Genomic DNA, 21,773 nt, shown 5'->3' with positions numbered 1-21,773 from the left:
TCCGCCGAGGAGCCTCAGGCACTGCGACTCGTCCAGGGATGTGTATTCGGCGGCCATGGCAGCCATGCTCACCCGGGCCCGGCATCCCCGGGAGGGGCCGATGGTCCCCCGAGGGGGCTCCGGTCGGCCCGGTCCGGTGGGGGAGCGCTCAGACGGTCCCGGGGCTCGCCGGGTGGCTCCGGCCGCCCAGAACCCGGGGCGCGAGGAGCGCGGCCTGCACTCGCCGTTCCACGCCGAGCTTGGCGAGCAACCGGGAGATGTGGTTCTTGACGGTCTTCTCGGCCAGGTAGAGCCGCTCGCCGATCTGCCGGTTGGTCAGGCCCTCGCCGATCAGGGCGAGGACCTCCTGCTCGCGGTCGGTGAGCCGCGCGGCCTCGGACGGCTGCCGGACGCCCTCCCCCCGCAGTCGGGCCATCAGCCGGGTGGTGGCACCGGGGTCGAGCATGGACTGGCCGGAGGCCACCGTACGGACCGCGGAGACGAGGTCGGTGCCGCTGATCTGCTTGAGGACGTAGCCGGCCGCACCGGCCATGATCGAGTCGAGCAGGGCGTCCTCGTCGTCGAACGAGGTGAGGATCAGGCAGGCCAACTCCGGCATCCGGGAGCGCAGTTCGCGGCAGACGGTCACGCCGTCGCCGTCGGGCAGCCGCATGTCCAGGACCGCGACGTCCGGGCGCAGTGCCGGGGCCCGGCTGAGCGCCTGTGCCACGGTGGACGCCTCGCCGACCACCGTGAGGCCGGGCTCCACGTCCAGGAGGTCGCGCACGCCCCGCCTGACCACTTCGTGGTCGTCGAGGAGGAACACCTTCACCTCGGTCGTCGTGTCGTCCGCCATCACCGCTCCGTACTCGATCCTGCTTCCAGCGGGCAGACGGTGCCGACCCGTGAGCAGTCTGCCGGAAGCCGGGGTACGAGGGGAAGCGCGGGCCAGGCGGCCCGCTCAGCCGGCGCGGTGGTCGCGCGGGGCGCGACCGCTCCAGACCGGTTCCAGCAGGGTCCAGGAGTGCTCCCAGGCGCGCGCGGCCCAGCGGTTCAGGGTGTTGAGGCGGAAGCCGAGACCGGCACCGACGAGGGCGAGGAGGCCGCCGAGCGTGAAAGCCCCCAGGAATGCGGCATCGACGGCGGACTCGGTGGTCCCGGGCGGGGCCTCGGCGAACCGGCCGGAGCCGTCGGCCAGGATGCCGACGGACGTGCCGGAGGCGGTGCCGGGCGGCACCGTGACGGTGCCGGTGACGGTCCGGCCGTCCGGGGCGGCCCAGGTGGCGTCCGCCCGGTAGCGCCTCAGGTCCCTGCCCCGCTCGCCTTCGGTCGGGCGCCGGGCCGGGGTGAGCGTGACCGCCCGGACCGGGTGCAGCCGGGCGGCCGTCACGGAGGCGTCGTGCCGGGCTTCGGAGTAGCCGGCCACCGTCGCGCCGGCGCCGGCGAGCACCGCCAGCGCGGCGCCGAGCAGGGCCAGCAGCAGGGCGCGGCTGCGGGAGCGGTCGAGCAGGCGGACCAGCGGGTTGGCGTTCTGCCCGAATGCCTGCCGCAGGTGGCGGCGGAGGCGCGGGTGTGGACCGGCGCTCATGTCGCTTCTCCTTCGTGGACGGCCGACGTCACGTGTGGGGGACGACGGCCACCGGGACGGGGCAGTGGTGGAGCACGGCGTGGGCGACGGGACCGAGCCGCAGGCCGAGGGGGTGCCGCTGCTCGCGGCGGCCGAGGACGACGAGCCCGGCGCCGGCGGCGGCGTCCAGGACGGCGCTCGCGGCCCCGCCGAGCCGGGCGTCCACGACGACCTCCACCTCGGGGTGCTTCGCGCGGCGCGCGCTCAGGTGCTGCGTCAGTACGGCGGTCTCGGTGTCCTGCTGCACCGGGAGGTCGACCAGCGGCGGCATGAGGCCGCCGTAGGCCCAGGCGGCGGACGGGTCCCAGCCGTGCACGGCGTGCAGCGCGGTGCCGCGGAGCCCGGCCGCGGTGAAGGCGAACTCCAGGACGGCGTCGGCCGGTTCGCGGGCGTCGAGCCCGACCACGACCTCGCCGGTGCCGGAGGCGGGCGTGCCCTCGCGGACCAGGACCGTCGGGATCGGGGCCCGGGCCGCGACGGCGAGGGAGACCGAGCCGACGAGCAGTCCGGCGAACCCGCCGAGCCCCCGGGTGCCGAGGACGAGTATCTCCTGCCCCCGGGCCTCAGCGACCAGCCCGTCCACCGGGTCGTCGGCCCTGACGGCGGTTTTCACCACCAGGCCCGGACGGGCGCGGCGGATGCGTTCGGCGACGCCGGTGAGGGCGTCGAGCGCGCTGGGCCTGGGGTCGCCGGGCCGGGAGCGGTCCATGTTGTCGGTGCTCAACCAGGGCCAGACGTGGAGCAGCCGCAGCGGAGCTGCGAGCCGGTGGGCCCAGTCGGCCGCCCAGAGGGCGGCGGCCTCGCTCTGCGGCGAGCCGTCGAGGCCGACCAGGACATGGCGTGTCGTCACGGGAACTCCCGGGAGATCGGGGGCGGAGGGGAAGGCCCTCCACCGACTGAGCACCACTGTGCGGCCGCCCTCCCGTTCGAGCCCAGGGACCGACGGGACCCAAGGCGAGGGGCCACTGGTCCCCGGCCGGGCCCGTAGCGCCGGGACCCAAGGCGAGGTCGGCGGGACCTTCGGCCCCTCGGCCCGGCAGGCCGGCGCACGGCAGCCTGAGGACCCCGGAAGCGTTCCCCCGACGGCCGGGCACCCCGATGACCACCTCCGTCGCCCCAAGAGGAGAGCACACCCATGTCCGTCACCCCCGGTCCGGCCCGCAGCGGGCCTTCCGACGAGGAGATCCGGGCGCTCGACGCCCACTGGCGGGCCGCCGACTACCTGGCGGTGGGCCAGATCTACCTGATGGCGAACCCGTTGCTGCGCGAGCCGCTGCGGCCCGAGCACATCAAACCCCGCCTGCTGGGCCACTGGGGCACCTCACCCGGCCTCAACCTGGTGCACACCCACCTCAACCGGGTGATCAGGGCCCGCGACCAGGAGGCGGTCTGCATCTGGGGCCCCGGACACGGCGGGCCCGCCGTGCTCGCGAACTCCTGGCTCGACGGCAGCTACACCGACACCTACCCCGACGTCACCCGCGACGAGGCGGGCATGGCCCGGCTGTTCCGCCAGTTCTCCTTCCCCGGCGGCGTGCCCAGCCACGTCGCCCCCGAGACGCCGGGCTCCATCCACGAGGGCGGCGAACTCGGCTACGCGCTCTCGCACGCCTACGGCGCCGCCTTCGACAACCCCGGTCTGCTGGTCGCCTGCGTGATCGGCGACGGCGAGGCCGAAACCGGCCCACTGGCCGCCTCCTGGCACGGCAACAAGTTCCTCGACCCCGTCCACGACGGCGCGGTGCTGCCGATCCTCCACCTCAACGGCTACAAGATCGCCAACCCGACCGTGCTCGCCCGGCTGCCCGAAGCCGAACTCGACGCCCTGCTGCGCGGCTACGGCCACGAGCCGCTGTACGTCGGCGGCGAGGACCCACTGGCGGTCCACCGGGCCATGGCCTGGGCCATGGACACCGCCCTCGACCGGATCGCCGCGATCCAGTACGAGGCCCGCACCGGCGGCGACACCCGCCGCCCCCGGTGGCCGCTCATCGTGCTGCGCACGCCCAAGGGCTGGACCGGCCCGTCCGAGGTGGACGGCCTGCCGGTGGAGGGCACCTGGCGCGCCCATCAGGTGCCGCTCGACCAGGTCCGTGAAAACCCGGTGCACCTGCGGCAGTTGGAGTCATGGCTGCGCTCGTACCGGCCGGAGGAGCTCTTCGACGCCCTCGGCCGCCCGGTGGCCGAGGTCCTCGCGCACGTCCCCGAGGGGCACCGCCGCCTCGGCGCCAACCCGCACGCCAACGGCGGCCTGCTGCTGCGCGACCTGCCGATGCCGTCACTGGAGCGCTACGCCGTCCCCGTGGACAAGCCCGGCACGACCCTGCACGAGCCGACCCGCGTCCTGGGCGAGCTGCTCGCCGACCTCATGGCCGCCACCGCCGAACGCCGGGACTTCCGTCTGGTGGGCCCGGACGAGACCGCCTCCAACCGCCTTCAGGCCGTCTACCGGGCGACGGGCAAGGCGTGGCAGGCCGAGACCCTGCCCGTGGACGAACACCTCGCCCACGACGGCCGGGTGATGGAGATCCTCTCGGAACACACCTGTCAGGGCTGGTTGGAGGGGTACCTGCTGACCGGCCGGCACGGCCTGTTCTCCTGCTACGAGGCGTTCGTCCACATCGTCGACTCGATGGTCAACCAGCACATCAAGTGGCTGCGCACCACCCGCGAGATCCCCTGGCGCGAGCCGATCGCCTCGCTCAACTACCTGCTCACCTCGCACGTCTGGCGCCAGGACCACAACGGCTTCTCCCACCAGGACCCGGGCTTCGTCGACCACGTCCTCAACAAGAGCCCCCAGGCCGTGCGCGTCTACCTCCCGCCGGACGCCAACACCCTGCTCGCCACCGCCGACCACCTGCTGCGCAGCCGCGACTACGTCAACGTCGTGGTCGCCGGCAAGCAGCCCTGCTTCGACTGGCTCACGCTGGACGAGGCGCGCGAGCACTGCGCCCGCGGGGCGGGCGTCTGGGAGTGGGCGGGCACCGGGGAGGGCGCGGGCGAGCCCGACGTCGTCCTCGCCTGCGCCGGGGACGTGCCCACCCAGGAGGTCCTGGCCGCCGCGGGCCTGCTGCGCCGCCACCTGCCCGACCTGTGGGTCCGGGTGGTGAACGTGGTCGACCTGGCCCGGCTGATGCCCGCCGAGGAGCACCCGCACGGCATGCCCGACGCCGAGTTCGACGCCCTGTTCACCCGCGACCGGCCGGTGATCTTCGCCTACCACGGCTACCCGTGGCTGATCCACCGCCTCGCGTACCGCCGGGCCGTCCACCCGCACCTGCACGTACGCGGCTACAAGGAGTCCGGCACCACGACCACGCCGTTCGACATGGTCGTCCGCAACGACCTGGACCGCTACCGCCTGGTCATGGACGTCATCGACCGCGTCCCCGGCCTGGCCGGTCCGGCGGCCGCCCTGCGCCGGACGATGGCCGACCAGCGGGCGCGCCACCAGGACTGGATACGCGAGCACGGCACCGACCTGCCCGAGGTCACCGAATGGACCTGGCAGGGCTGACGGGGCGGGACGGACCGACCGACAGCAGCGAGATCAACAAGAGCAGCGAGATCAACAAGAGCAACGAGAGCAACGAGAGAGGAGAGACGTCATGTCCCACGTCGTAGTCGTCGGGGTCGACGGATCGGAACCGAGCAGGGCCGCGGCCGAGTGGGCCGCTGGGGAGGCCCACCGCAGCGGCCGGCCCCTGCGGATGATCCACGCCGGGGCGGCGGCGCCCTTCGACCCCACGGAGCCCGGCGACGCCGTCGAGCAGGTCCCCGAGCCGGTGCTCGCCGTCTGGGACCACCTCGCGAGCGCACTGCCGGGCCTGGAGATCACCTGCGGGCACGCGCCCGGCAACCCGGCGGCCGTGCTGGCCGCCGCCGGCGGGCGGGACGGCCTGGTGGTCGTCGGCTCGCGCGGGTCAGACGGATTCGCGGGACTGCTGGTCGGCTCGATCGCGCTGCGCACGGCGGCGCGCGCCCACTGCCCCGTGGTCCTGGTGCGGGCCGGGGACGGGACGGGGGTGGAGGGTGACGTGGTGGTCGGGCTGGACAGCGCCCGGTCCTACGGCGACGTCCTTTCTTTCGCCTTCGAGCAGGCTGCCGAGCGGGGGGCGGCGGTGCGGGTCCTGGAGAGCCGCACGCGCCCGGCCGGGCCGTACCTGACGGAGGCACCGGTGGACCAGCCCGAGATCAGGGAGGCCCTGGCGGCGGCTGAGCTGACGCGGCTCCAGGACGCGATCGCCCCCTGGTGCGAGAAGTACCCCGCGCTCCGGGTTGAGGCCGAGGTGACGGCCTGGCCGGCCGGGCGGGCGCTCGTCGAGGCGTCGCGAGGCGCCGCGCTGACGGTGGTGGGCCGCCGGACATCCGGGCTGCACGCGGCCGCACCCTGGCTGGGTGGCGTGGCCCACACGGTCCTGCACCACGCGCACAGCCCGGTGGCGGTGGTGCCGCACGCCTGAGCGGGCTCCGCACCGCACGGACTGCCGTGGCACCGGCCGGTGCCACGGCAGTCCGCGTTTCGCACGGGGCCCGTAGGGGTCCGGTCGGCGGCCGACCCCGGTTGATCCGGCACCTGGACCGCACTGTCTTGGTGGGCCTCAGGTGGCGGAGCCCGCGGCGGCGCCGGTGGCCAGGTCCGCGCCCCAGCGGGCGATGGCGGCCTCCAGGTCCAGGGGGCCCATCTTCGGCGCCTCGCCGGGCGCCGACCAGCCCTCCCGCGGCACGCGCCACATCACCTCGAACTCGTTGCCGTCCGGGTCCTTGGCGTAGAAGGACATGGAGTGGTGGTGGTCGGTGGCGCCGACGAGGGCCCCGCGCTCGCTGAGGGCGCGGCCGATCTCGGCCAGCTCGCCGAGCGTGCCGACCTCCCAGGCCAGGTGGTACAGGCCGACCCGGCCCGGCTGCGGGCCGGGTGCGTCGGCGCCGATCGCGAACAGGCCGAGGTCGTGGTCGTTGAGCGTCTCCTCGGCGCTGAGGAAGGCGGCCCGCCCGGGGAACTCGACGTCGACCTTGAAGCCCAGCACCTCGGTGTAGAACGCGACCGAGGTCGCGACGTCGCGGATGTAGAGCACCGCGTGGTTGAGGCGACGTACCGGCATGGGTCTCTCCTTGCAAAGTTCAAACTTGAACCGAATCGCTTCGACAGTAACCCGGTAGTTCGAATTTGAATAATAGGGCGGATAGGTGCCCGCCCGCACACGGGACCTTCGGCCTGCGGGAGTGGCCCATTGGACACGCGCCCCGGTTCGGGCCGCCCCGGCACGCTGGAAGCGGCAGCGCGGGCGGGACGGACCGTCCGCGCGGCCCCCGATGACGAACCGAAAGGTGGCACCCACCATGTCTCGTCGCCCGCAGACCGAGGAGACCGTCTCCTCCGTCCCGGCCCCCCGCCCGGATGCGGCACCGAGCCCCGACAGCGTCGTCGGCGCGCTGGTCGCCGACGCGCTCACCGCGCTCGACGCTTACGCGGACTACACCCAGGAACAGGTCGACCACATCGTCAAGAAGGCGTCGCTGGCCGCGCTGGAGCGGCACACCGGGCTGGCCGTGCTGGCGGTGGAGGAGACGGGGCGGGGGCTGTTCGAGGACAAGGCGGTGAAGAACGTCTTCGCCTGCGAGAACGTCACCCATGTGATGGCCCGGACGAGGACCGTCGGGGTGGTGTACCGGGACGAGATCGACGGCATCGTGGAGATCGCCGAGCCGATCGGAGTGGTCGCCGGCATCACGCCGGTCACCAACCCCACCTCGACCACGATCTTCAAGTGCCTGCTCGCCCTCAAGACCCGCAACCCGATCGTGTTCTCCTTCCACCCCGCGGCGCAGCGCTGCTCGGCGGAGGCCGCCCGGACCGTGCGCGACGCGGCGGTGGCGGCCGGGGCGCCCGCGCACTGCATCCAGTGGATCGAGGAGCCGTCGACGGCGGCCACCAGCGCGCTGATGCACCACCCGGACGTGGCCACGATCCTCGCCACCGGCGGCAACGCGATGGTGCGGGCCGCGTACTCCTGCGGAAAGCCCGCCCTGGGCGTGGGCGCGGGCAACGTCCCCGCGTACGTGGAGCGCAGCGCGGACCTGCGGCGGGCGGTCAACGACATCGTGCTGTCGAAGTCCTTCGACAACGGCATGATCTGCGCCTCCGAGCAGGCCGTCATCCTGGACGCGGAGATCCGCGACGCCGCGCTCGCCGAGTTCCGCACGCTGAAGGCCCACCACGCCGACGCGCAGGAGAAGGCGCTGCTGGAGCGCCACCTGTTCGGCGCCGGCAGCGGATCCTCCTGCGCGGGGGAGCGGCTCAACGCCGAGGTGGTGGGCCGCACGGCCGCGCAGATCGCCGAGGCGGCCGGGTTCGCCGTGCCCGCCGACACCTCGGTGATCCTGGTCGACTGCGACGCGGTCGGCCCGCAGGAGCCGCTGACCCGGGAGAAGCTCTGCCCGGTGCTCGCCGTCCTCACCTCACGTTCGCGCCGCGAGGGCGTCGAACTGGCCTGCGCCATGGTCGAGTTCAACGGACTCGGCCACTCGGCGGCCGTGCACACCGAGGACGCGGCCTTCGTCGAGGAGTTCGGGCACGCGGTCAAGGCGTGCCGGATCATCTGGAACGCGCCCAGCTCCCAGGGCGGCATCGGCGACGTCTACAACGCCTTCACCCCCTCGCTGACCCTCGGCTGCGGCAGCTACGGGCACAACTCGGTGGCCGGCAACGTCTCGGCGCTGAACCTCCTCAACATCAAGCGGATCGGGCGGCGCAACACCAACATGCAGTGGTTCAAGGTCCCGCCGAAGATCTACTTCGAGCGCAACTCGATCAAGTACCTGGCCAGCATGCCGAACGCCCGCCGCGTCGTCGTGGTGACCGACCGGACGATGGTGGAGATCGGCCACCTGGAGCGGGTGCGCGACGTCCTGGGCCGGCGCCGCGAGCCCGTCGAGGTCCGGGTCGTCGACTTCGTCGAGCCCAACCCGAGCATCGACACCGTGCTCAAGGGCGCCGAGCTGATGCGCGGCTTCGAGCCGGACACCATCATCGCGCTGGGCGGCGGCTCGCCGATGGACGCGGCCAAGGTGATGTGGCTGATGTACGAGCACCCGGAGGTGGAGTTCGGGGACCTGAAGGAGAAGTTCTTCGACATCCGCAAGCGCGCGTTCACCTTCCCCGACCTGGGGGAGAAGGCCAAGCTGGTGTGCATCCCGACCACCTCGGGCACCGGCAGCGAGGTCACCCCCTTCGCCGTCATCACCGACACCGCCACCGGCCAGAAGTACCCCCTCGCGGACTACGCCCTAACCCCGAGCGTGGCCATCGTCGACCCCGCGCTGACCACCGGCCTGCCGCCGCACGTCACCGCCGACACCGGCTTCGACGCCCTCACCCACTGCATCGAGACCTACGTCTCCGTCTACGCCAACGACTTCACCGACGGGCTCGCCCTCCAGGGCATCCGGCTGATCTTCGAGAACCTCGAGGAAGCAGTCGCCCACGGCGCGGACAACCCGCTCGCCCGCGAGAAGATGCACAACGCGGGAACCATCGCCGGGATGGCCTTCGGCTCCGCCTTCCTCGGCGCCGTGCACGCCATGGCCCACACCCTCGGCGCCACCTTCCATGTCGCCCACGGCCGCACCAATGCCCTGCTGCTGCCGCACGTCATCCGCTGGAACGGCTCCGCCCCGGCCAAGGTCACCGGCTGGCCCAGGTATGGCAGCTACCTCGCCCCCGAGCGCTACCAGGCGATCGCGCGGATGCTCGGCCTGCCCGCCGCCACCCCCGGGCAGGGCGTCGCCTCCCTCGCGGCGGCGGTCGAGGAACTGCGCGACAGGGTCGGCATCCCGCGCTCCTTCAAGGACGCCGGGGTCGACGAGACGGCCTTCCTGGCAGCCCTGCCGCAGCAGGCCATGAACGCCTACGAGGACCAGTGCGCCCCCGCCAACCCCCGGATGCCGCTGCTCGCCGACCTGCAGCAGCTGATGCGCCGGGCCTACTACGGCGACCAGGCGTGAGCCTCCGGACAGGAGAGAGGACGATCCGATGACCACCTCGCAGAACCACGAGCGCACCGCCGGCGCCTGGGACGGCTTCCACGGCGGCCTGTGGCGCGACGCGATCGACGTCCGCGACTTCATCCAGCACAACTACACCCCCTACGAGGGCGACGCGGCCTTCCTCGCCGGACCGACCGAGCGGACCCTCGCCGTGTGGCGGCAGATCACCGACCGCTTCCCCGAGGAGCGCGCCAAGGGCGTGTACGACGTCGCGTACGACGTCCCGGCCGGGATCACCGCGTTCGCGCCCGGATACATCGACCGGGAACGGGAGTTGATCGTCGGCCTGCAGACCGACGCCCCGCTCCGGCGCGCGATCATGCCGTACGGCGGCTGGCGGATGGTCGCCGGCGCGCTGCGCACCTACGGCTACCCCGTCGACCCGGGGCTGGAGAAGGTCTTCACCCGGTACCGCAGGACCCACAACGACGGCGTGTTCGACGCCTACACCCCCGAGATCCTCGCCGCGCGCAAGGCCGGCGTCGTCACGGGCCTGCCGGACGCGTACGGCCGGGGCCGGATCATCGGCGACTACCGCCGCGTCGCCCTGTACGGCGTCGACCGGCTGATCGAGGCCAAGCGCGCCGAGAAGGCCGAGCTCGACCCGGCGCCCGCCGACCCCGCCCGGCTGGAGGAGACCATCCGGGAGCGCGAGGAACTCGCCGAGCAGATCCGGGCGTTGGGCGAGCTCAAGCAGATGGCCGCCGCCTACGGGTACGACGTCTCGGGGCCGGCCGCGAGCGCCCGCGAGGCCGTCCAGTGGCTGTACTTCGCCTACCTCGCGGCGGTCAAGGAGCAGAACGGCGCCGCGATGTCGCTCGGCCGCACCTCCACCTTCCTCGACGTCTACCTCCAGCGCGACCTGGAGCACGGCGAGTTGACGGAGAATCAGGCTCAGGAGCTGATCGACGACTTCGTCATCAAGCTGCGGATCGTGCGCTTCCTGCGCACCCCCGAGTACGACGAGCTGTTCTCCGGCGACCCGACCTGGGTCACCGAGTCGATCGGCGGCATGGGCGCTGACGGCCGCACCCTGGTCACCCGCACCTCCTTCCGCTACCTGCAGACGCTCTACAACCTGGGCCCGGCCCCCGAGCCCAACATGACCGTCTTCTGGTCGCCGAAACTCCCGTACGGCTTCAAGGAGTTCTGCGCCCGCGTCTCCATCGACACCTCCAGCATCCAGTACGAGTCCGACGAGCTGATGCGCCCGCGCTTCGGCGACGACACCGCCATCGCCTGCTGCGTCTCCGCCATGGAGGTGGGCAAGCAGATGCAGTTCTTCGGCGCCCGGGTCAACCTCGCCAAGACCCTGCTCTATGCGATCAACGGCGGCCGCGACGAGCGCACCGGCGCCCAGGTCGGCCCGGCCACCGCCCCGGTCGGCGAAGGCGTCCTCGACGACGGGGAGGTGCTCGCCCGGCTCGACCGGCAGATGGACTGGCTCGCCGAGACGTACGTCCACGCGCTGAACGTCATCCACTACATGCACGACAAGTACGCCTACGAGCGCCTGGAGATGGCCCTGCACGACCGGGACGTCCGGCGCACCATGGCCTGCGGCATCGCCGGACTCGCCGTCGCCGCCGACTCGCTGTCCGCGATCAGGTACGCGAAGGTCACGCCCGTACGGGACGGGACCGGCCTGGTCACCGACTACCTGGTCGAGGGCGAGTTCCCCGCGTACGGCAACAACGACGACCGGGCGGACGAGATCGCCGTCCGGCTGGTCGAGGACTTCATGGCCAAGGTGCGCAAGCACCCCACCTACCGGGGCGCCGAGCACACCCAGTCCGTGCTCACCATCACCTCCAACGTCGTCTACGGCAGGAAGACCGGCAACACCCCGGACGGGCGCCGGGCCGGCGAACCGTTCTCGCCCGGCGCCAACCCGATGAACGGGCGCGACCGCCACGGCTACGTGGCCAGCGCCCTGTCCGTCGCCAAACTCCCGTACGACCACGCCGAGGACGGCATCTCGCTCACCAACACCGTCACCCCCGACGCCCTCGGGCGCACCCCCGACGATCGGGTGCGGAACCTGGTCGGCGTGCTGGACGGTTTCACCGCCTGCCATGGGTTCCACATGAACGTCAACGTCCTCGACCGCGACACCCTGCTCGACGCCATGGAGCACCCCGAGAAGTACCCGCAGCTGACCATCCGCGTCAGCGGCTACGCCGTCAACTTCGTCCGGCTCACCCGCGAACAGCAGCTCGACGTGATCGGCCGCACCTTCCACGACGCGCTGTAGCGCCGTCCTCGCCGTGTGGTGCCGGCACCCGCTGTCGGCACCACACCTCCACCGGAGACCCCCATGACCTCGCCACCGCCCGCCGGAAGGCTCCACTCCTGGGACCTGTCCACCGGAGTCGACGGCCCCGGTACCCGCTTCGTCGCCTTCCTGTCCGGCTGCCCGCTGCGCTGCCTGTACTGCCACAACCCCGACACCTGGCGCCGGCGGGACGGGCGGCGCGTCGAGGCGGAGGAGATCGTCGCCGAGGCGGCCAAGTACGTCCCGTTCATCCGCGCCTCCGGCGGCGGCGCCACCGTCAGCGGCGGCGAACCGCTGCTCCAGTCCGCCCTGACCGGAGAGCTGCTGCACCGCTTCAAGCACGAACTCGGCCTGCACACCGCGCTGGACACCTCCGGCTTCCTCGGCGTCCGGGCCACCGACGACCTGCTCGCCGACACCGACCTCGTCCTCCTCGACATCAAGTCCTGGGACCGCGTCCTCTACCGGCACCTCACCGGCCGGCCCCTCGCCCCCACCCTGGCCTTCGCCCGCCGCCTGGCGGACCTCGGCAAGGAGGTCTGGGTCCGCTTCGTCCTCGTCCCCGGCCTGACCGACCCGGCGGAGAACGTCGAGGGCGTCGCCGCCTTCACCGCCTCCCTCGGCAACGTCACCCGCGTCGACGTCCTGCCCTTCCACCGCCTCGGCCTCGCCAAGTGGCGCGCCCTGGGCCTGACCTCCACCCTGGCGGACACCCCACCGCCCACCGCTGATCAGACGGCCCGCGCCCGCGCCGCCTTCGAGGCCCACGGCCTGCGCACCGCCTGACCGACCCGGACGTAGGGGGGCGAGCCCTCGGCTTCGAGTCGACGGCGATGTACGGGGAGGAGTCCCGCAACCCCAAGCGGATCGTCCCCCGGGCGACGCTGGCGGTGGTGGTCGGGCTCGGCGTGCTCTACACCTTCGTGGCCTGGACGGTGGTGGCCGGCAACGGCGCCGGGGCCGTCGACGTCGCGGCCGGGGCAAGCCCGCTCGACCTCTTCCTCGCCCCCGCGCGGAGGCTCCTCGGCCCCTGGGCGGGGCCTCGCCGACCACCTCACCTGGGACGTCGACGACATCGATGCGCTGGCCTTCTGACAACGGCAGGTCGTTCGAAGGGTCGTGGCGGAAGGGTTTGAGAGTTCTCGCTCGGCCCGGCTTCCGGTTCCACCCCGTCGCGCGGGAGCCAAGAGCTGATGCGAATCTGGCACTGATGCTCCGAGCCGGAGGAGGATCGTCATGTCATCGGAGTCAGAAGATCCTCGGCAGGAAGCGGTGTCCGGAGGCGCCCGCCCCGAAGATGCAACCGAGGCCGAGGAGGGTGTCGAGGAGAAGGCCGAGCAAGGAGGCTCTGCCGACCGTGGGAGCCAGGGGAGTCCATCCAGCGAGCGGCGTCGGACACGGATTATCGAGTGGCTGAGTTCGATTGTAGGGTCAGCAATTGTCTCGGGTATTCCTATTCTGCTTTCCTGGAAGGCGTCAATTGGGGTGCATCCCGCTTCCGGCTTCCAGGTTGATTGGAGATGGCTTGTCATTGCTGCGGGGTTGATTGCTTTTCTGATATATGCGGCGGCGGCAGGGAATCCCTTCGGATTCCTTGGTGGAAGACTGTCGGAGGCCATTGGGAATTATTCGATCGTATCGGTGCTCTCTGTTTCATCTCTTGTTCTCACCGGTGTTGCATGTGCGCTTGTCGCCCTGTCGAACAGATTTTTTGCAGGCGTCGTCCTCATCTTTTTCGCCTTCCTTCGGTGTTGCGCCAGAATCATCTTCGATGGGCCTGTCGTGTGGCCATCACGGCTGGCCAGCCACCTGCGGATGGAAGTCTTCCTTCACATGGTCATGATCATCGCCTTGGCCATGGGCAGCTGCTTGATGATATCCGGCATTCCCCGTCCCGGGTTCACTTTCGCCAGTCGGGTCGCGATATGCGGGACAATCATGCTCGCGGCGTTGGTGGCGATCAACAAGGTCGCGTCTCGCGCACGGAAGGTGTGCACGGAGATTGTCCGCGAAGCCGACTGCGTGATGGCAGGCGTGCCTGGGATCAAGGCGCATCTCGAGGCGCCCGATCCTGCCGTCCCGAACGATCGGCGCCATGAGCTGTCGGCGGCGATTGATCGGCTTGACCTGGCTCTTGGGACGAGAATCAGCACCGGATTCAAGCGGCTCGGTGCCGAGGTGATCCATCCGGACAAGAAGGATGACCTTGTTCTGAGGTTGAAGGATATTGCTCAGGGCGTCCTGGCGGGTGGTGATCTTCGTACGGTCGCCCAGGTCAGGGGAATTCGGGCCGCGTGTGAGCCCTGGGTTGATGTCTCCCTTTAGAGGGGTCAGCGGACGAGGACCCGCTCGCCCGAGCGTGGCACCACGGCCGTCCAGCCGAGTTCGCGGTCGATCCGGTCGCGCAGCGCCTCCGAGCCCTCGGGCTCGCCGTGGACGAGGTAGTCGGTGCTCGGTGGCGGGGCGGTGCGCAGCCACTCGATGATCTCGGGGGCGTCGGCGTCGGCGTGGGCGGAGAAGGCGGGGACGTTGACGACCTCGGCACGCACCGGCACGTAGCTCCCGTACATCTTCAGCGCCCGCGCGCCACCCTCGGCCCGGAGGCCGGGGTCGGCACCGACGTCCGTTCCGAGCAGGGCCGGATCACCCTGACCGGCGGGCTGCCCGACACCGTCTCCGCCGCCGTCCTGGAGTGCTTGGTGCGTTCCGTGCCCGGCGTGGTGGGCGTCGAACTCCGGCTCACAGCCGCAGCGTGACCCGGGGCGGCCCAGAAGCCCTGCTCCTGGTGCCCGCCCAACGCCGTCCCGCACGGCCGACCCGGTGCGCCGAACGGCGGGGACGCGCAGAATCGGTGGTGTCACCGCCCGCGCATCCCAGGAGCAGGCCATGGACACGCCCCGGCCCGTACGGGTGTTCCTGCTGGACGACCACGAGGTCGTCCGGCGCGGCGTCCGCGACCTCCTGGAGGCCGAACCGGACATCGAGGTGGTCGGCGAGGCGAGCAGCTGCGCCCAGGCCCTGGCCCGGGTGCCGGCGCTGCGTCCGGACGTGGCCGTCCTCGACGTTCGCCTCCCGGACGGTGACGGGGTGACCGTCTGCCGGGACCTTCGCGACAGGATGTCCGAGCTCGTCTGTCTGATGCTCACCTCCTTCGACGACGACGACGCCCTGCTCGACGCGATCATGGCCGGGGCCGCCGGGTACGTCCTGAAGCAGGTCAAGGGTGCCGACCTGGTCAGCGCGGTGCGCACGGTGGCCTCCGGGCAGTCCATGCTGGACCCGGCCACCACCCGCAAGCTGATGGAGAGCCTGCGCCACCACGAGGAGAGCGCGACCGATGTCGCTCTCGCCGGGCTCACCCCTCGCGAACGCGAGATCCTCGTCCTCGTGGGGGAGGGCAAGACCAACCGGCAGATCGGCCAGGAGCTCTACCTCGCCGAGAAGACGGTGAAGAACCACGTCTCGCGGATGCTCGCCAAGCTGGGCGTCGAGCGCCGCCTCCAGGCCGCCGTCCTCGCCGCCCACGCCGAGACCGAGTCCGAGCAGCACCAGCGCCAGCAGCCACACCCACAGCCGCACCCGCGCTGAGCCCGTCCGGCCCCGGACGTTGAGTCGAACGGCCCACGCGCGGCCCCCGGCCCCGGCCGCACGGTGGAAGTGCCCCACTCCACCCGGTCGAGGAGCCCGCGATGATGTACTGGAACAACGGCATGAACGGCTGGGGCATCGGCCTCATGACCGTCGGCATGCTGCTCTTCTGGGGCCTGGTGGCCTTCGGCGTGGTCGCGCTGGTGAGGTACCTCGGGCGTTCCGAGCAGCACCGTGTGGCCGGTCCGCCGCCGCCCTCGACCCCACCGCCTCCGACGTCATCGCCCGAACGGCCCACACCGGAGCGGCTGTTCGCGGAGCGCCTCGCCCGCGGCGAGATCGACCCCGACGAGTACCGCAGCCGCCTGGCCACCCTGCGCGGCGACGGTCCGCCCGCCTGACGCCGTGGAGGCCGTCATGCCCACCCTCGCTCTCGACGCCGCCGCCCTGGAGAAGCTCGTCTCCGCCGCGGTCGCCGCACCCTCGATCCACAACAGCCAGCCCTGGCGCTTCCACCTCCAGCCGGCCACCTCGATCCTCGAGGTCCGGGCCGACCGCACCCGGGCCGTCCCCGCCGCCGACCCGCAGGGCCGGGCCCTGCACATCTCCGTCGGCACTGCCGTCCTCAATTTGCGGGTCGCCGCCCGCCGCCTCGGCTGGGCGCCCGAGGTGCGCCTGCTGCCCGACCCGGCCGAACCGGACCTGCTCGCCGCCGTCCGGCTCGACGGGGTGGCCGCCGCATCCGTCCCCGACACCGAGAAGCTGTACCGGGCGATCTTCCACCGGCATTCCATCCGCACCCCGTTCACCGGCGAACCCGTCCCGTCGGCCGTCCTCGACGAACTCGCCACCGCCGCCCGCGCCGAGGACGCCACCCTCCACCTGCCCGACCAAGCGGAGACCGCCCGCCTGCTCCACCTCACCGCCGAGGCCGAGCGCCGCAACACCACCGACGACGCCCAGCGCACCGAGAGCCGCAGCTGGATCCACACCGGTGACGCCCCGCCCTACGGCATCCCGCTCGCGGCACTCGGCCCGCAGGACCTGGCCGGCCACCTGCCGATGCGCGACTTCGCCGCCCTCCGCGCCGCCGAGCACCAGGCCCCGGCCCGCTTCGAACGCGAGCCGCGGATCGCCGTCCTCACCACGGAGCACGACAGCCCCGAGGACTGGCTGCGCGCCGGGCTCGCCCTGGAACACGTCCTGCTCGCCGCCACCGTTCACGGCGTCCGGGCCTCCCTGCTGCACCAGGCGATGGAGTGGCCCTACCTCCGCTGGGAGGCCCGCGACCCGCATCAGGGCCCCGGCCACGCCCAGATGCTGATCCGCCTCGGCTACGGCCCCGAGGGCGCGCCCACGCCCCGCCTGGCGGTCGGTGCGGTGCTGGACCGTGGAGAACCGACGCCCGACGCCTAATCGTCGGGTAGCGGGACCCGCCAGACCAGCTCGGTGCCGCCCTCGGGGCGGGTGCGGGCGGTGAAGGTGCCGCCCAGGGCGGCGGCGCGGTCGGCGAGGTTGGCGAGACCGCTGTGGCGGCCGTGTTCGGGCAGCCCGATCCCGTTGTCCGTGACGGCGAGGGTCAGTTTGTCGTCGGCGGTCGCGGAGACCTCGACGGCGTCGGCGTTCGCGTGGCGAGCGGCGTTGGAGAGGGCTTCCTCCAGGACGGCGACGGCGGCGTCCGCGATCTCGGCGGGGACGGTCGCGTCGAGCAGGCCGCTCATCCGCAGGGCCGGGGCGAACCCGAGGGAACGCGTGGCGCGTTCGACGACCTCGACGAGGCGGGCGCGCAGGCCGCTCGCCGCAGGGCCGGACTCGCGCAGGCGCAGGCCGAAGATGGTGGCGCGGATGGTCCTGGCGGTCTCGTCGAGGTCGTCGATCGCGCGCAGGACGCGGTCGATGGCCTCCGGGTGTTCGATGAAGCGGGTGGCGCCCTGGAGGGTCATGCCGGTGGCGAAGAGACGCTGGATGGCCAGGTCGTGGAGGTCGCGGGCGATCCGGTCGCGCTCCTGGAGGAGGGCCACCTGCTCGGAGTCGCGGCGGCGCTCGGCGAGTTCCATGGCCACCGCCGCCTGTCCGGCGAAGCCCAGCAGGGGCCCGGACTCGCCCTCCTCGAACAGCGGCGAGCCAGCTGCTCGGGCCAGCATCAGCACGCCCCGGACGCCGCGATCGGCGGTGCCGATCGGAACGGCGGCGGCCGGGCCCAGCCCCTCCCAGCGCGGCGGTCCGGCCGTGATCCTCGGGTCTTTCCGGACGTCCGGGCTGACCACGAGCCCGCCGGTACGGACGGCCGCGCCGACGAAGGACCCCTCCACCGGTAGCACCAGGCCCCGGTGCCGCTCCTCGCCGAGTCCGACCGCGATCCGCACCTCCAGCTCCAGGCCCTCGCGGAGTGGCACAGCGACGACGGCGAGGTCCGCGCCTGCGAGCTCGGTGGCCCGGGCGAGCAGCAGGTCCAGCACCTCCTGCTCCGCGCTGCCCGACAGCAGGCTGCTGGTGACCTCGGCGCTCGCCTCCAGCCAGCGCTGCCGCTGCCGAGCCCGGTCGTAGAGCCGGGCGTTGTCGATCGCCACCCCGGCGGCGACGGCGAGGGTGGCGAGCACCGATTCGTCCTCGGCGTCGAACTCGCCGCCACCGCGCTTCTCGGTCAGATAGAGGTTGCCGAACACCTTGTCCCTGATCCGGATCGGCACCCCCAGGAAGGAGCCCATCGGAGGGTGGTCCGCCGGGAACCCGTAGGAGGCCGGATGGTCGGAGATCCGGGCCAGCCGCAGCGGCTCGGGGTGGCGGATCAGCTCGCCGAGGATTCCGTGCCCGGACGGCAGATCGCCGATCTGCTCGACTTGCGCGTCCGTGACACCGACCGGGATGAACCGGGACAGCCGCTGGTCCTCGCCGATCACCCCGAGCGCGCCGTATTCGGCGTCCACCAGGGTGACCGCCGCCTCCACGATGTGCCGCAGGGCCTGGGCCAGCTCCAGGTCGCGTCCGACCGCCAGCACCGCCTCCAGCAGGCTGTGCACCCGGTCGCGCGTCCCCCGCGCGGCGTCCAGCCGCGCCTGGAGCTCCTCCAGCAGCTCGTCGAGCCGCAGCTTCGGCACGGGGGAGTCCGACTCCGATGCGCTGCTCTCCGGTGCGCCGGCCAAGGGATCCTCCGCGGCTCGCCCGATGCCTCTGACCAGCCTAGGGTCGGAGCCGGCGCCGCGTCGGGTGTGACAGGGCCCATCGGCCCAGCGGGAGGACCCACCGGGCCCCTGGTGAGCGGCCTTGCCGTGTCGAACGCTGGAGGAGTAAGCGGAACACCGAGCTCCGATGATCCGGGGCTCCACCTCCGGAGGAGTGAATACGGCATGAAGGCGCTCACCTACCACGGACCCGGCCGCCGTACCTGGGGCGACGTTCCCGACCCGGTCGTCCGCGACCCGGAGGACGCCGTCGTCCGGGTGGACGCGGTGACCATTTGCGGCACCGACCTGCACATCCTCAGAGGCGACGTCCCCGAGGTCGAGCAGGGCCGCGTCCTCGGCCACGAAGCGGTCGGCACCGTCACCGACACCGGCCCGGGTGTCCGTACGGTCGCGGTCGGCGACCGTGTCCTGATCTCCTGCATCTCCGCCTGCGGCCGCTGTGCATACTGCCGCACCGGGACGTACGGCCAGTGCACCGGTGGCGGCGGCTGGGTGCTCGGCCACCTCATCGACGGCTGCCAGGCCGAGTCCGTCCGCACCCCGTTCGCGGACACCTCCCTTTACAAGCTGGCGGACGGTGTCGGCGATGAGGACGCCCTGCTGCTCGCCGACATCCTGCCCACCTCGTACGAGGTCGGCGTACGCAACGGCCGGGTTGGCCCGGGCGACACCGTCGTGATCGTCGGCGCCGGGCCGATCGGCCTTGCCGCTGTCCTCACCGCCCGGCTCTACAGCCCGTCCCGGATCATCGCCGTCGACCTCGCCCAGAGCCGCCTCGACGCCGCCAAGCGCTTCGGCGCGGACACCACGCTGACCGTGGCCGAGGCCACCCCGGAGGCCGTACGCGCCCTGAGCAAGGACGGACTCGGCGTGGACGTCGCGATCGAGGCGGTCGGCGTGCCCGAGTCCTTCGAGCTGTGCGCCCGCCTGGTGCGGCCTGGCGGTCGGGTCGCCAACGTGGGTGTCCACGGCAAGCCGGCCGTCCTCCACCTGGAAGACCTCTGGATCCGCGACGTCACCATCACCACCGGCCTGGTCGACACCGACAGCACTCCGCTGCTGCTCGACCTGTTGGCTGCCGGCCGACTGGACGTCGCAGGGCTGGTCACCCATCGCTTCGGTCTTGACGAGATGCAGGAGGCGTACGACGTGTTCGCCGACGCGGCCGACACCGGGGCCCTCAAGGTCGCGCTCTTCCGGACGTGACTTCTCTTCAACTCATAGGAGCAGTTGCCATGGACGACCACCCCGACCCCGTAGGTGTCGCCCGTCGAATCCTCGAGCGCTGCCGTCAACTCGGCCTCAGCGAGCAGGTGCTGTGCCAGCGTGCCGCCATGGCTCCGTCCTATCTGCGGCTTCTGTTGCAATCCGGGCCGGAGTTCGATCCGGACGCCTTCGTCCGTATCGCCACCGCGCTCGGAACGACCTGGCCGGAGCTGGCCTCGGACCACCGGCCCGACGCCCCGCCGGGGCAGGCCGGGCCCGGCTCGCGCCCGATGCTCCGGCACCTCACGGAACCGGAATGCTGGGAGCTGATCGGCACCCACGGCGTCGGCCGGATCGGCCTCCCCGGCGGGCCGGCGCCGGTGGTGCTCCCGGTCAACTACGTGGTGGATGTGAGGACGATCGCCTACCGCACGACCCCCGGGGGCGCCGCCGCCCCGCCCGAGGGTTCGCCGGTCTCGTTCCAGGTGGACCACATCGACGACCGCCGGATCCGGGGCTGGAGCGTCCTCCTCCACGGTGAGGCCCACCGTATCGAGGACCCGGAGGAGGAGCAGCGCCTCTCGACGCTGCCGGGCGCCACGCCCTGGGCAGGCGGCTCCCGCCCGCTGTGGGTCCGCATCCGGTCGAACGAGATCACCGGCCGCCGGATCGGTACGGCGTGAACGCCATTCCGGCGGTCAGCAGCGTCCAATTCGGTTGACGGAAGCGGCGGTTCGCAAGGCGATCAACGGTGCTCCTGTGGCAGGGTCTGACGGGTGTTCTCGGACTACGCGGTTGTCCGTGACAACCCCATCTACACATGTGTGACGCCTGAGAGCCTTCGACGGCTGGCCGACTCCGCGTCGTACGACGAGCAGGCGGCGGCGTTCGCGTCGATCGCGCTGCGGAACGAGTCGGTTCGGGCGGTACTGGAGCGCCTGGCCGGGCTGGACGGCTTGCCGCCGTGGTACCTGACGGCGGGGTCGCTGTTCCAGACGGTGTGGAACACGGCGGCCGGCCGTGAGGACCTGCGGGCCGTGCGCCGGCACCGACCGGCACTACACATGCGCCACCTGCGGCAAGAGCGGCGACAACCGGCACAAGAACCAGTGCCACCGCTGTGCGATGCCCGGAGAACTGCGTGCTGCGTTCGGCGACACGGCGTGCGAGACGTTCCTCGCTCCACTCGTAGCGGCACTCCAGCAAGTCGCCAACCCGCCCTCGGTGATGAACCGGCTGCACCGGGAGAACAGCGGCGCCGCTCTCCTGCGCGAACTGCTCGCCGGCGGATACCCGCTGACCCGCGAACTTCTGGACACCTTCCCCAATCGGGTCTCCGCCCTGTATCTGCGCAACCTCCTGGTCCAGTCCGGCATCCTTCCCGGCCGCGACGAGCGGATGGCCCACCGTGATCGAGCAAGGCGCCAAGTTGGGCATCGATGTCGAGGTCGTCCAGCGGAATCCGCAGGTCAAGGGGTTCACGCCGGTTCCCAAGCGATGGGTGGTCGAGCAGACCCTGGGCACGCTGATGCTCCACCGGCGGTTGGCCCGCGATTACGAGGCCCTCCCGGCCAGTTCGGCCTCGATGATCTACTGGTCGATGACCGGCATCATGACCCGCCGACTCACCGGCGTAGCCGCACTGACCTGGCGAGATCCACCCAAAGCGAGTGGGGGCACGCATGCGCGAGCTGCTGGAGAAGATCGAGGCCCGGCAGGTCGCGGCCCGTGATCAGGCCGACCAACTCCGCGAACAGATCGCCTTCCACCGCCCACACGGCGCTCGCGGCGGCCAGACACCCTACGAACGCCTCAAGCAGAAGACCGAGACCCAGGTGTAACCGAGCTCCAGCAGATGCACACC

The 21,773-nt window shown here is 72.0% G+C and carries 19 protein-coding genes and 1 pseudogene; 14 read left to right on the top strand and 6 right to left on the bottom strand.

What is annotated here, in order from left to right; translation table 11 throughout:
• Positions 1–148: 148 nt before the first annotated feature.
• The 3 genes from ACIBCA_RS01330 to ACIBCA_RS01320 form a co-directional block, all read right to left on the bottom strand.
• The gene (locus ACIBCA_RS01330; protein WP_396280690.1) at positions 149–835 is read right to left on the bottom strand and encodes a response regulator; all 687 of its coding nucleotides are present in this window, start codon (positions 833–835) and stop codon (positions 149–151) included.
• 105 nt (positions 836–940) lie between these two features.
• The gene (locus tag ACIBCA_RS01325; RefSeq protein WP_396280689.1) at positions 941–1,567 is read right to left on the bottom strand and encodes a hypothetical protein; all 627 of its coding nucleotides are present in this window, start codon (positions 1,565–1,567) and stop codon (positions 941–943) included.
• Positions 1,568–1,595: 28 nt separating this feature from the next.
• Entirely contained in the window at positions 1,596–2,456 is an 861-nt protein-coding gene (locus ACIBCA_RS01320) for a universal stress protein (RefSeq protein WP_396280688.1), read from the bottom strand.
• A gap of 285 nt (positions 2,457–2,741) precedes the next feature.
• On the opposite strand from ACIBCA_RS01320, the gene ACIBCA_RS01315 reads away from it, so the two are divergent.
• On the top strand, positions 2,742–5,126 hold the full coding sequence (locus ACIBCA_RS01315; protein WP_396280686.1) for a phosphoketolase: 2,385 nt from the start codon (positions 2,742–2,744) through the stop codon (positions 5,124–5,126).
• A 91-nt stretch (positions 5,127–5,217) separates the two neighbouring features.
• Positions 5,218–6,072: a universal stress protein gene (locus ACIBCA_RS01310; RefSeq protein ID WP_396280685.1), complete on the top strand. Its 855-nt coding sequence runs from the start codon at positions 5,218–5,220 to the stop codon at positions 6,070–6,072.
• 138 nt (positions 6,073–6,210) lie between these two features.
• Here the strand turns inward: ACIBCA_RS01310 and ACIBCA_RS01305 are convergent, their stop codons facing one another.
• Positions 6,211–6,711, bottom strand: coding sequence for a VOC family protein (locus ACIBCA_RS01305; protein ID WP_396280683.1), 501 nt, complete (start codon positions 6,709–6,711; stop codon positions 6,211–6,213).
• Positions 6,712–6,949: 238 nt separating this feature from the next.
• Between ACIBCA_RS01305 and adhE the strand changes: the two genes are divergently transcribed.
• From adhE to ACIBCA_RS01280, 5 genes are all read left to right on the top strand, one after another.
• Positions 6,950–9,613, top strand: coding sequence for a bifunctional acetaldehyde-CoA/alcohol dehydrogenase (gene adhE, locus ACIBCA_RS01300; RefSeq protein WP_396280682.1), 2,664 nt, complete (start codon positions 6,950–6,952; stop codon positions 9,611–9,613).
• Between the two features lie 28 nt (positions 9,614–9,641).
• Positions 9,642–11,909, top strand: coding sequence for a formate C-acetyltransferase (gene pflB / locus ACIBCA_RS01295; RefSeq protein WP_396280681.1), 2,268 nt, complete (start codon positions 9,642–9,644; stop codon positions 11,907–11,909).
• Positions 11,910–11,972: 63 nt separating this feature from the next.
• Positions 11,973–12,716 (top strand): pyruvate formate-lyase-activating protein, encoded by a 744-nt coding sequence (pflA, locus tag ACIBCA_RS01290; protein ID WP_396280680.1) that lies wholly within the window; start codon positions 11,973–11,975, stop codon positions 12,714–12,716.
• On the top strand, positions 12,713–13,066 hold the full coding sequence (locus ACIBCA_RS01285) for a hypothetical protein (RefSeq protein WP_396281218.1): 354 nt from the start codon (positions 12,713–12,715) through the stop codon (positions 13,064–13,066). The genes pflA and ACIBCA_RS01285 overlap by 4 nt, the downstream gene beginning before the upstream one ends.
• Positions 13,067–13,166: 100 nt before the next feature.
• The gene (locus tag ACIBCA_RS01280) at positions 13,167–14,255 is read left to right on the top strand and encodes a hypothetical protein (protein WP_396280679.1); all 1,089 of its coding nucleotides are present in this window, start codon (positions 13,167–13,169) and stop codon (positions 14,253–14,255) included.
• 5 nt (positions 14,256–14,260) lie between these two features.
• On the opposite strand, the gene ACIBCA_RS01275 is transcribed toward ACIBCA_RS01280, so the two are convergent.
• Positions 14,261–14,500 carry an MBL fold metallo-hydrolase RNA specificity domain-containing protein gene (locus ACIBCA_RS01275; RefSeq protein WP_396280678.1) on the bottom strand — a complete coding sequence of 80 codons (240 nt, stop codon included), beginning with the start codon at positions 14,498–14,500 and terminating at the stop codon, positions 14,261–14,263.
• 316 nt (positions 14,501–14,816) lie between these two features.
• Between ACIBCA_RS01275 and ACIBCA_RS01270 the strand changes: the two genes are divergently transcribed.
• The 3 genes from ACIBCA_RS01270 (at position 14,817) to ACIBCA_RS01260 (ending at position 16,934) form a co-directional block, all read left to right on the top strand.
• Entirely contained in the window at positions 14,817–15,518 is a 702-nt protein-coding gene (locus tag ACIBCA_RS01270; protein WP_396280677.1) for a response regulator, read from the top strand.
• 101 nt (positions 15,519–15,619) lie between these two features.
• Entirely contained in the window at positions 15,620–15,919 is a 300-nt protein-coding gene (locus ACIBCA_RS01265) for an SHOCT domain-containing protein (RefSeq protein ID WP_396280676.1), read from the top strand.
• Positions 15,920–15,935: 16 nt separating this feature from the next.
• Positions 15,936–16,934, top strand: a complete 999-nt coding sequence (locus tag ACIBCA_RS01260; protein ID WP_396280675.1) for an Acg family FMN-binding oxidoreductase — start codon at positions 15,936–15,938, stop codon at positions 16,932–16,934.
• On the opposite strand, the gene ACIBCA_RS01255 is transcribed toward ACIBCA_RS01260, so the two are convergent.
• A complete protein-coding gene (locus ACIBCA_RS01255; RefSeq protein ID WP_396280674.1) occupies positions 16,931–18,661 on the bottom strand; it encodes a GAF domain-containing protein in 1,731 nt (576 codons plus the stop codon). The two genes, ACIBCA_RS01260 and ACIBCA_RS01255, sit on opposite strands and share 4 nt — an antisense overlap.
• A 204-nt stretch (positions 18,662–18,865) precedes the next feature.
• Here ACIBCA_RS01255 and ACIBCA_RS01250 point away from each other — a divergent pair, with 204 nt between their 5' ends.
• The 4 genes and pseudogenes from ACIBCA_RS01250 to ACIBCA_RS01235 all read left to right on the top strand — a co-directional run bounded on the left by ACIBCA_RS01250 (position 18,866) and on the right by ACIBCA_RS01235 (position 21,750).
• A complete protein-coding gene (locus ACIBCA_RS01250; RefSeq protein WP_396280673.1) occupies positions 18,866–19,909 on the top strand; it encodes a zinc-dependent alcohol dehydrogenase family protein in 1,044 nt (347 codons plus the stop codon).
• A 29-nt stretch (positions 19,910–19,938) separates the two neighbouring features.
• Complete coding sequence (locus ACIBCA_RS01245) at positions 19,939–20,592, top strand: pyridoxamine 5'-phosphate oxidase family protein (protein WP_396280672.1); 654 nt, start codon at positions 19,939–19,941, stop codon at positions 20,590–20,592.
• 725 nt (positions 20,593–21,317) lie between these two features.
• Positions 21,318–21,641 (top strand): annotated as a pseudogene (locus ACIBCA_RS01240) (hypothetical protein); the annotation flags it as partial.
• Positions 21,592–21,750 carry a hypothetical protein gene (locus ACIBCA_RS01235; protein ID WP_396281241.1) on the top strand — a complete coding sequence of 53 codons (159 nt, stop codon included), beginning with the start codon at positions 21,592–21,594 and terminating at the stop codon, positions 21,748–21,750. The pseudogene ACIBCA_RS01240 and the gene ACIBCA_RS01235, both read left to right, overlap by 50 nt.
• The last annotated feature ends 23 nt before the right edge of the window (positions 21,751–21,773 follow it).

The organism is Kitasatospora sp. NPDC051170, from assembly GCF_044455705.1.
Classification (GTDB): Bacteria; Actinomycetota; Actinomycetes; order Streptomycetales; family Streptomycetaceae; genus Kitasatospora.
Note: the sequence above shows the minus strand (reverse complement) of the source record. Positions and strands in the feature narration are given on the sequence as shown.

Excerpts from the sequence above, each read along its gene's own strand:
- ACIBCA_RS01280 (WP_396280679.1), top strand. The coding sequence starts at position 13,167 with ATGTCATCGGAGTCAGAAGATCCTCGGCAGGAAGCGGTGTCCGGAGGC.
- ACIBCA_RS01310 (WP_396280685.1), top strand. The coding sequence starts at position 5,218 with ATGTCCCACGTCGTAGTCGTCGGGGTCGACGGATCGGAACCGAGCAGG.
- ACIBCA_RS01305 (WP_396280683.1), bottom strand. The coding sequence starts at position 6,711 with ATGCCGGTACGTCGCCTCAACCACGCGGTGCTCTACATCCGCGACGTC.
- ACIBCA_RS01250 (WP_396280673.1), top strand. The coding sequence starts at position 18,866 with ATGAAGGCGCTCACCTACCACGGACCCGGCCGCCGTACCTGGGGCGAC.
- adhE (WP_396280682.1), top strand. The coding sequence starts at position 6,950 with ATGTCTCGTCGCCCGCAGACCGAGGAGACCGTCTCCTCCGTCCCGGCC.
- ACIBCA_RS01235 (WP_396281241.1), top strand. The coding sequence starts at position 21,592 with ATGCGCGAGCTGCTGGAGAAGATCGAGGCCCGGCAGGTCGCGGCCCGT.
- ACIBCA_RS01325 (WP_396280689.1), bottom strand. The coding sequence starts at position 1,567 with ATGAGCGCCGGTCCACACCCGCGCCTCCGCCGCCACCTGCGGCAGGCA.
- pflB (WP_396280681.1), top strand. The coding sequence starts at position 9,642 with ATGACCACCTCGCAGAACCACGAGCGCACCGCCGGCGCCTGGGACGGC.
- ACIBCA_RS01265 (WP_396280676.1), top strand. The coding sequence starts at position 15,620 with ATGATGTACTGGAACAACGGCATGAACGGCTGGGGCATCGGCCTCATG.
- ACIBCA_RS01275 (WP_396280678.1), bottom strand. The coding sequence starts at position 14,500 with ATGTACGGGAGCTACGTGCCGGTGCGTGCCGAGGTCGTCAACGTCCCC.
- pflA (WP_396280680.1), top strand. The coding sequence starts at position 11,973 with ATGACCTCGCCACCGCCCGCCGGAAGGCTCCACTCCTGGGACCTGTCC.
- ACIBCA_RS01330 (WP_396280690.1), bottom strand. The coding sequence starts at position 835 with ATGGCGGACGACACGACGACCGAGGTGAAGGTGTTCCTCCTCGACGAC.
- ACIBCA_RS01260 (WP_396280675.1), top strand. The coding sequence starts at position 15,936 with ATGCCCACCCTCGCTCTCGACGCCGCCGCCCTGGAGAAGCTCGTCTCC.
- ACIBCA_RS01270 (WP_396280677.1), top strand. The coding sequence starts at position 14,817 with ATGGACACGCCCCGGCCCGTACGGGTGTTCCTGCTGGACGACCACGAG.
- ACIBCA_RS01315 (WP_396280686.1), top strand. The coding sequence starts at position 2,742 with ATGTCCGTCACCCCCGGTCCGGCCCGCAGCGGGCCTTCCGACGAGGAG.
- ACIBCA_RS01245 (WP_396280672.1), top strand. The coding sequence starts at position 19,939 with ATGGACGACCACCCCGACCCCGTAGGTGTCGCCCGTCGAATCCTCGAG.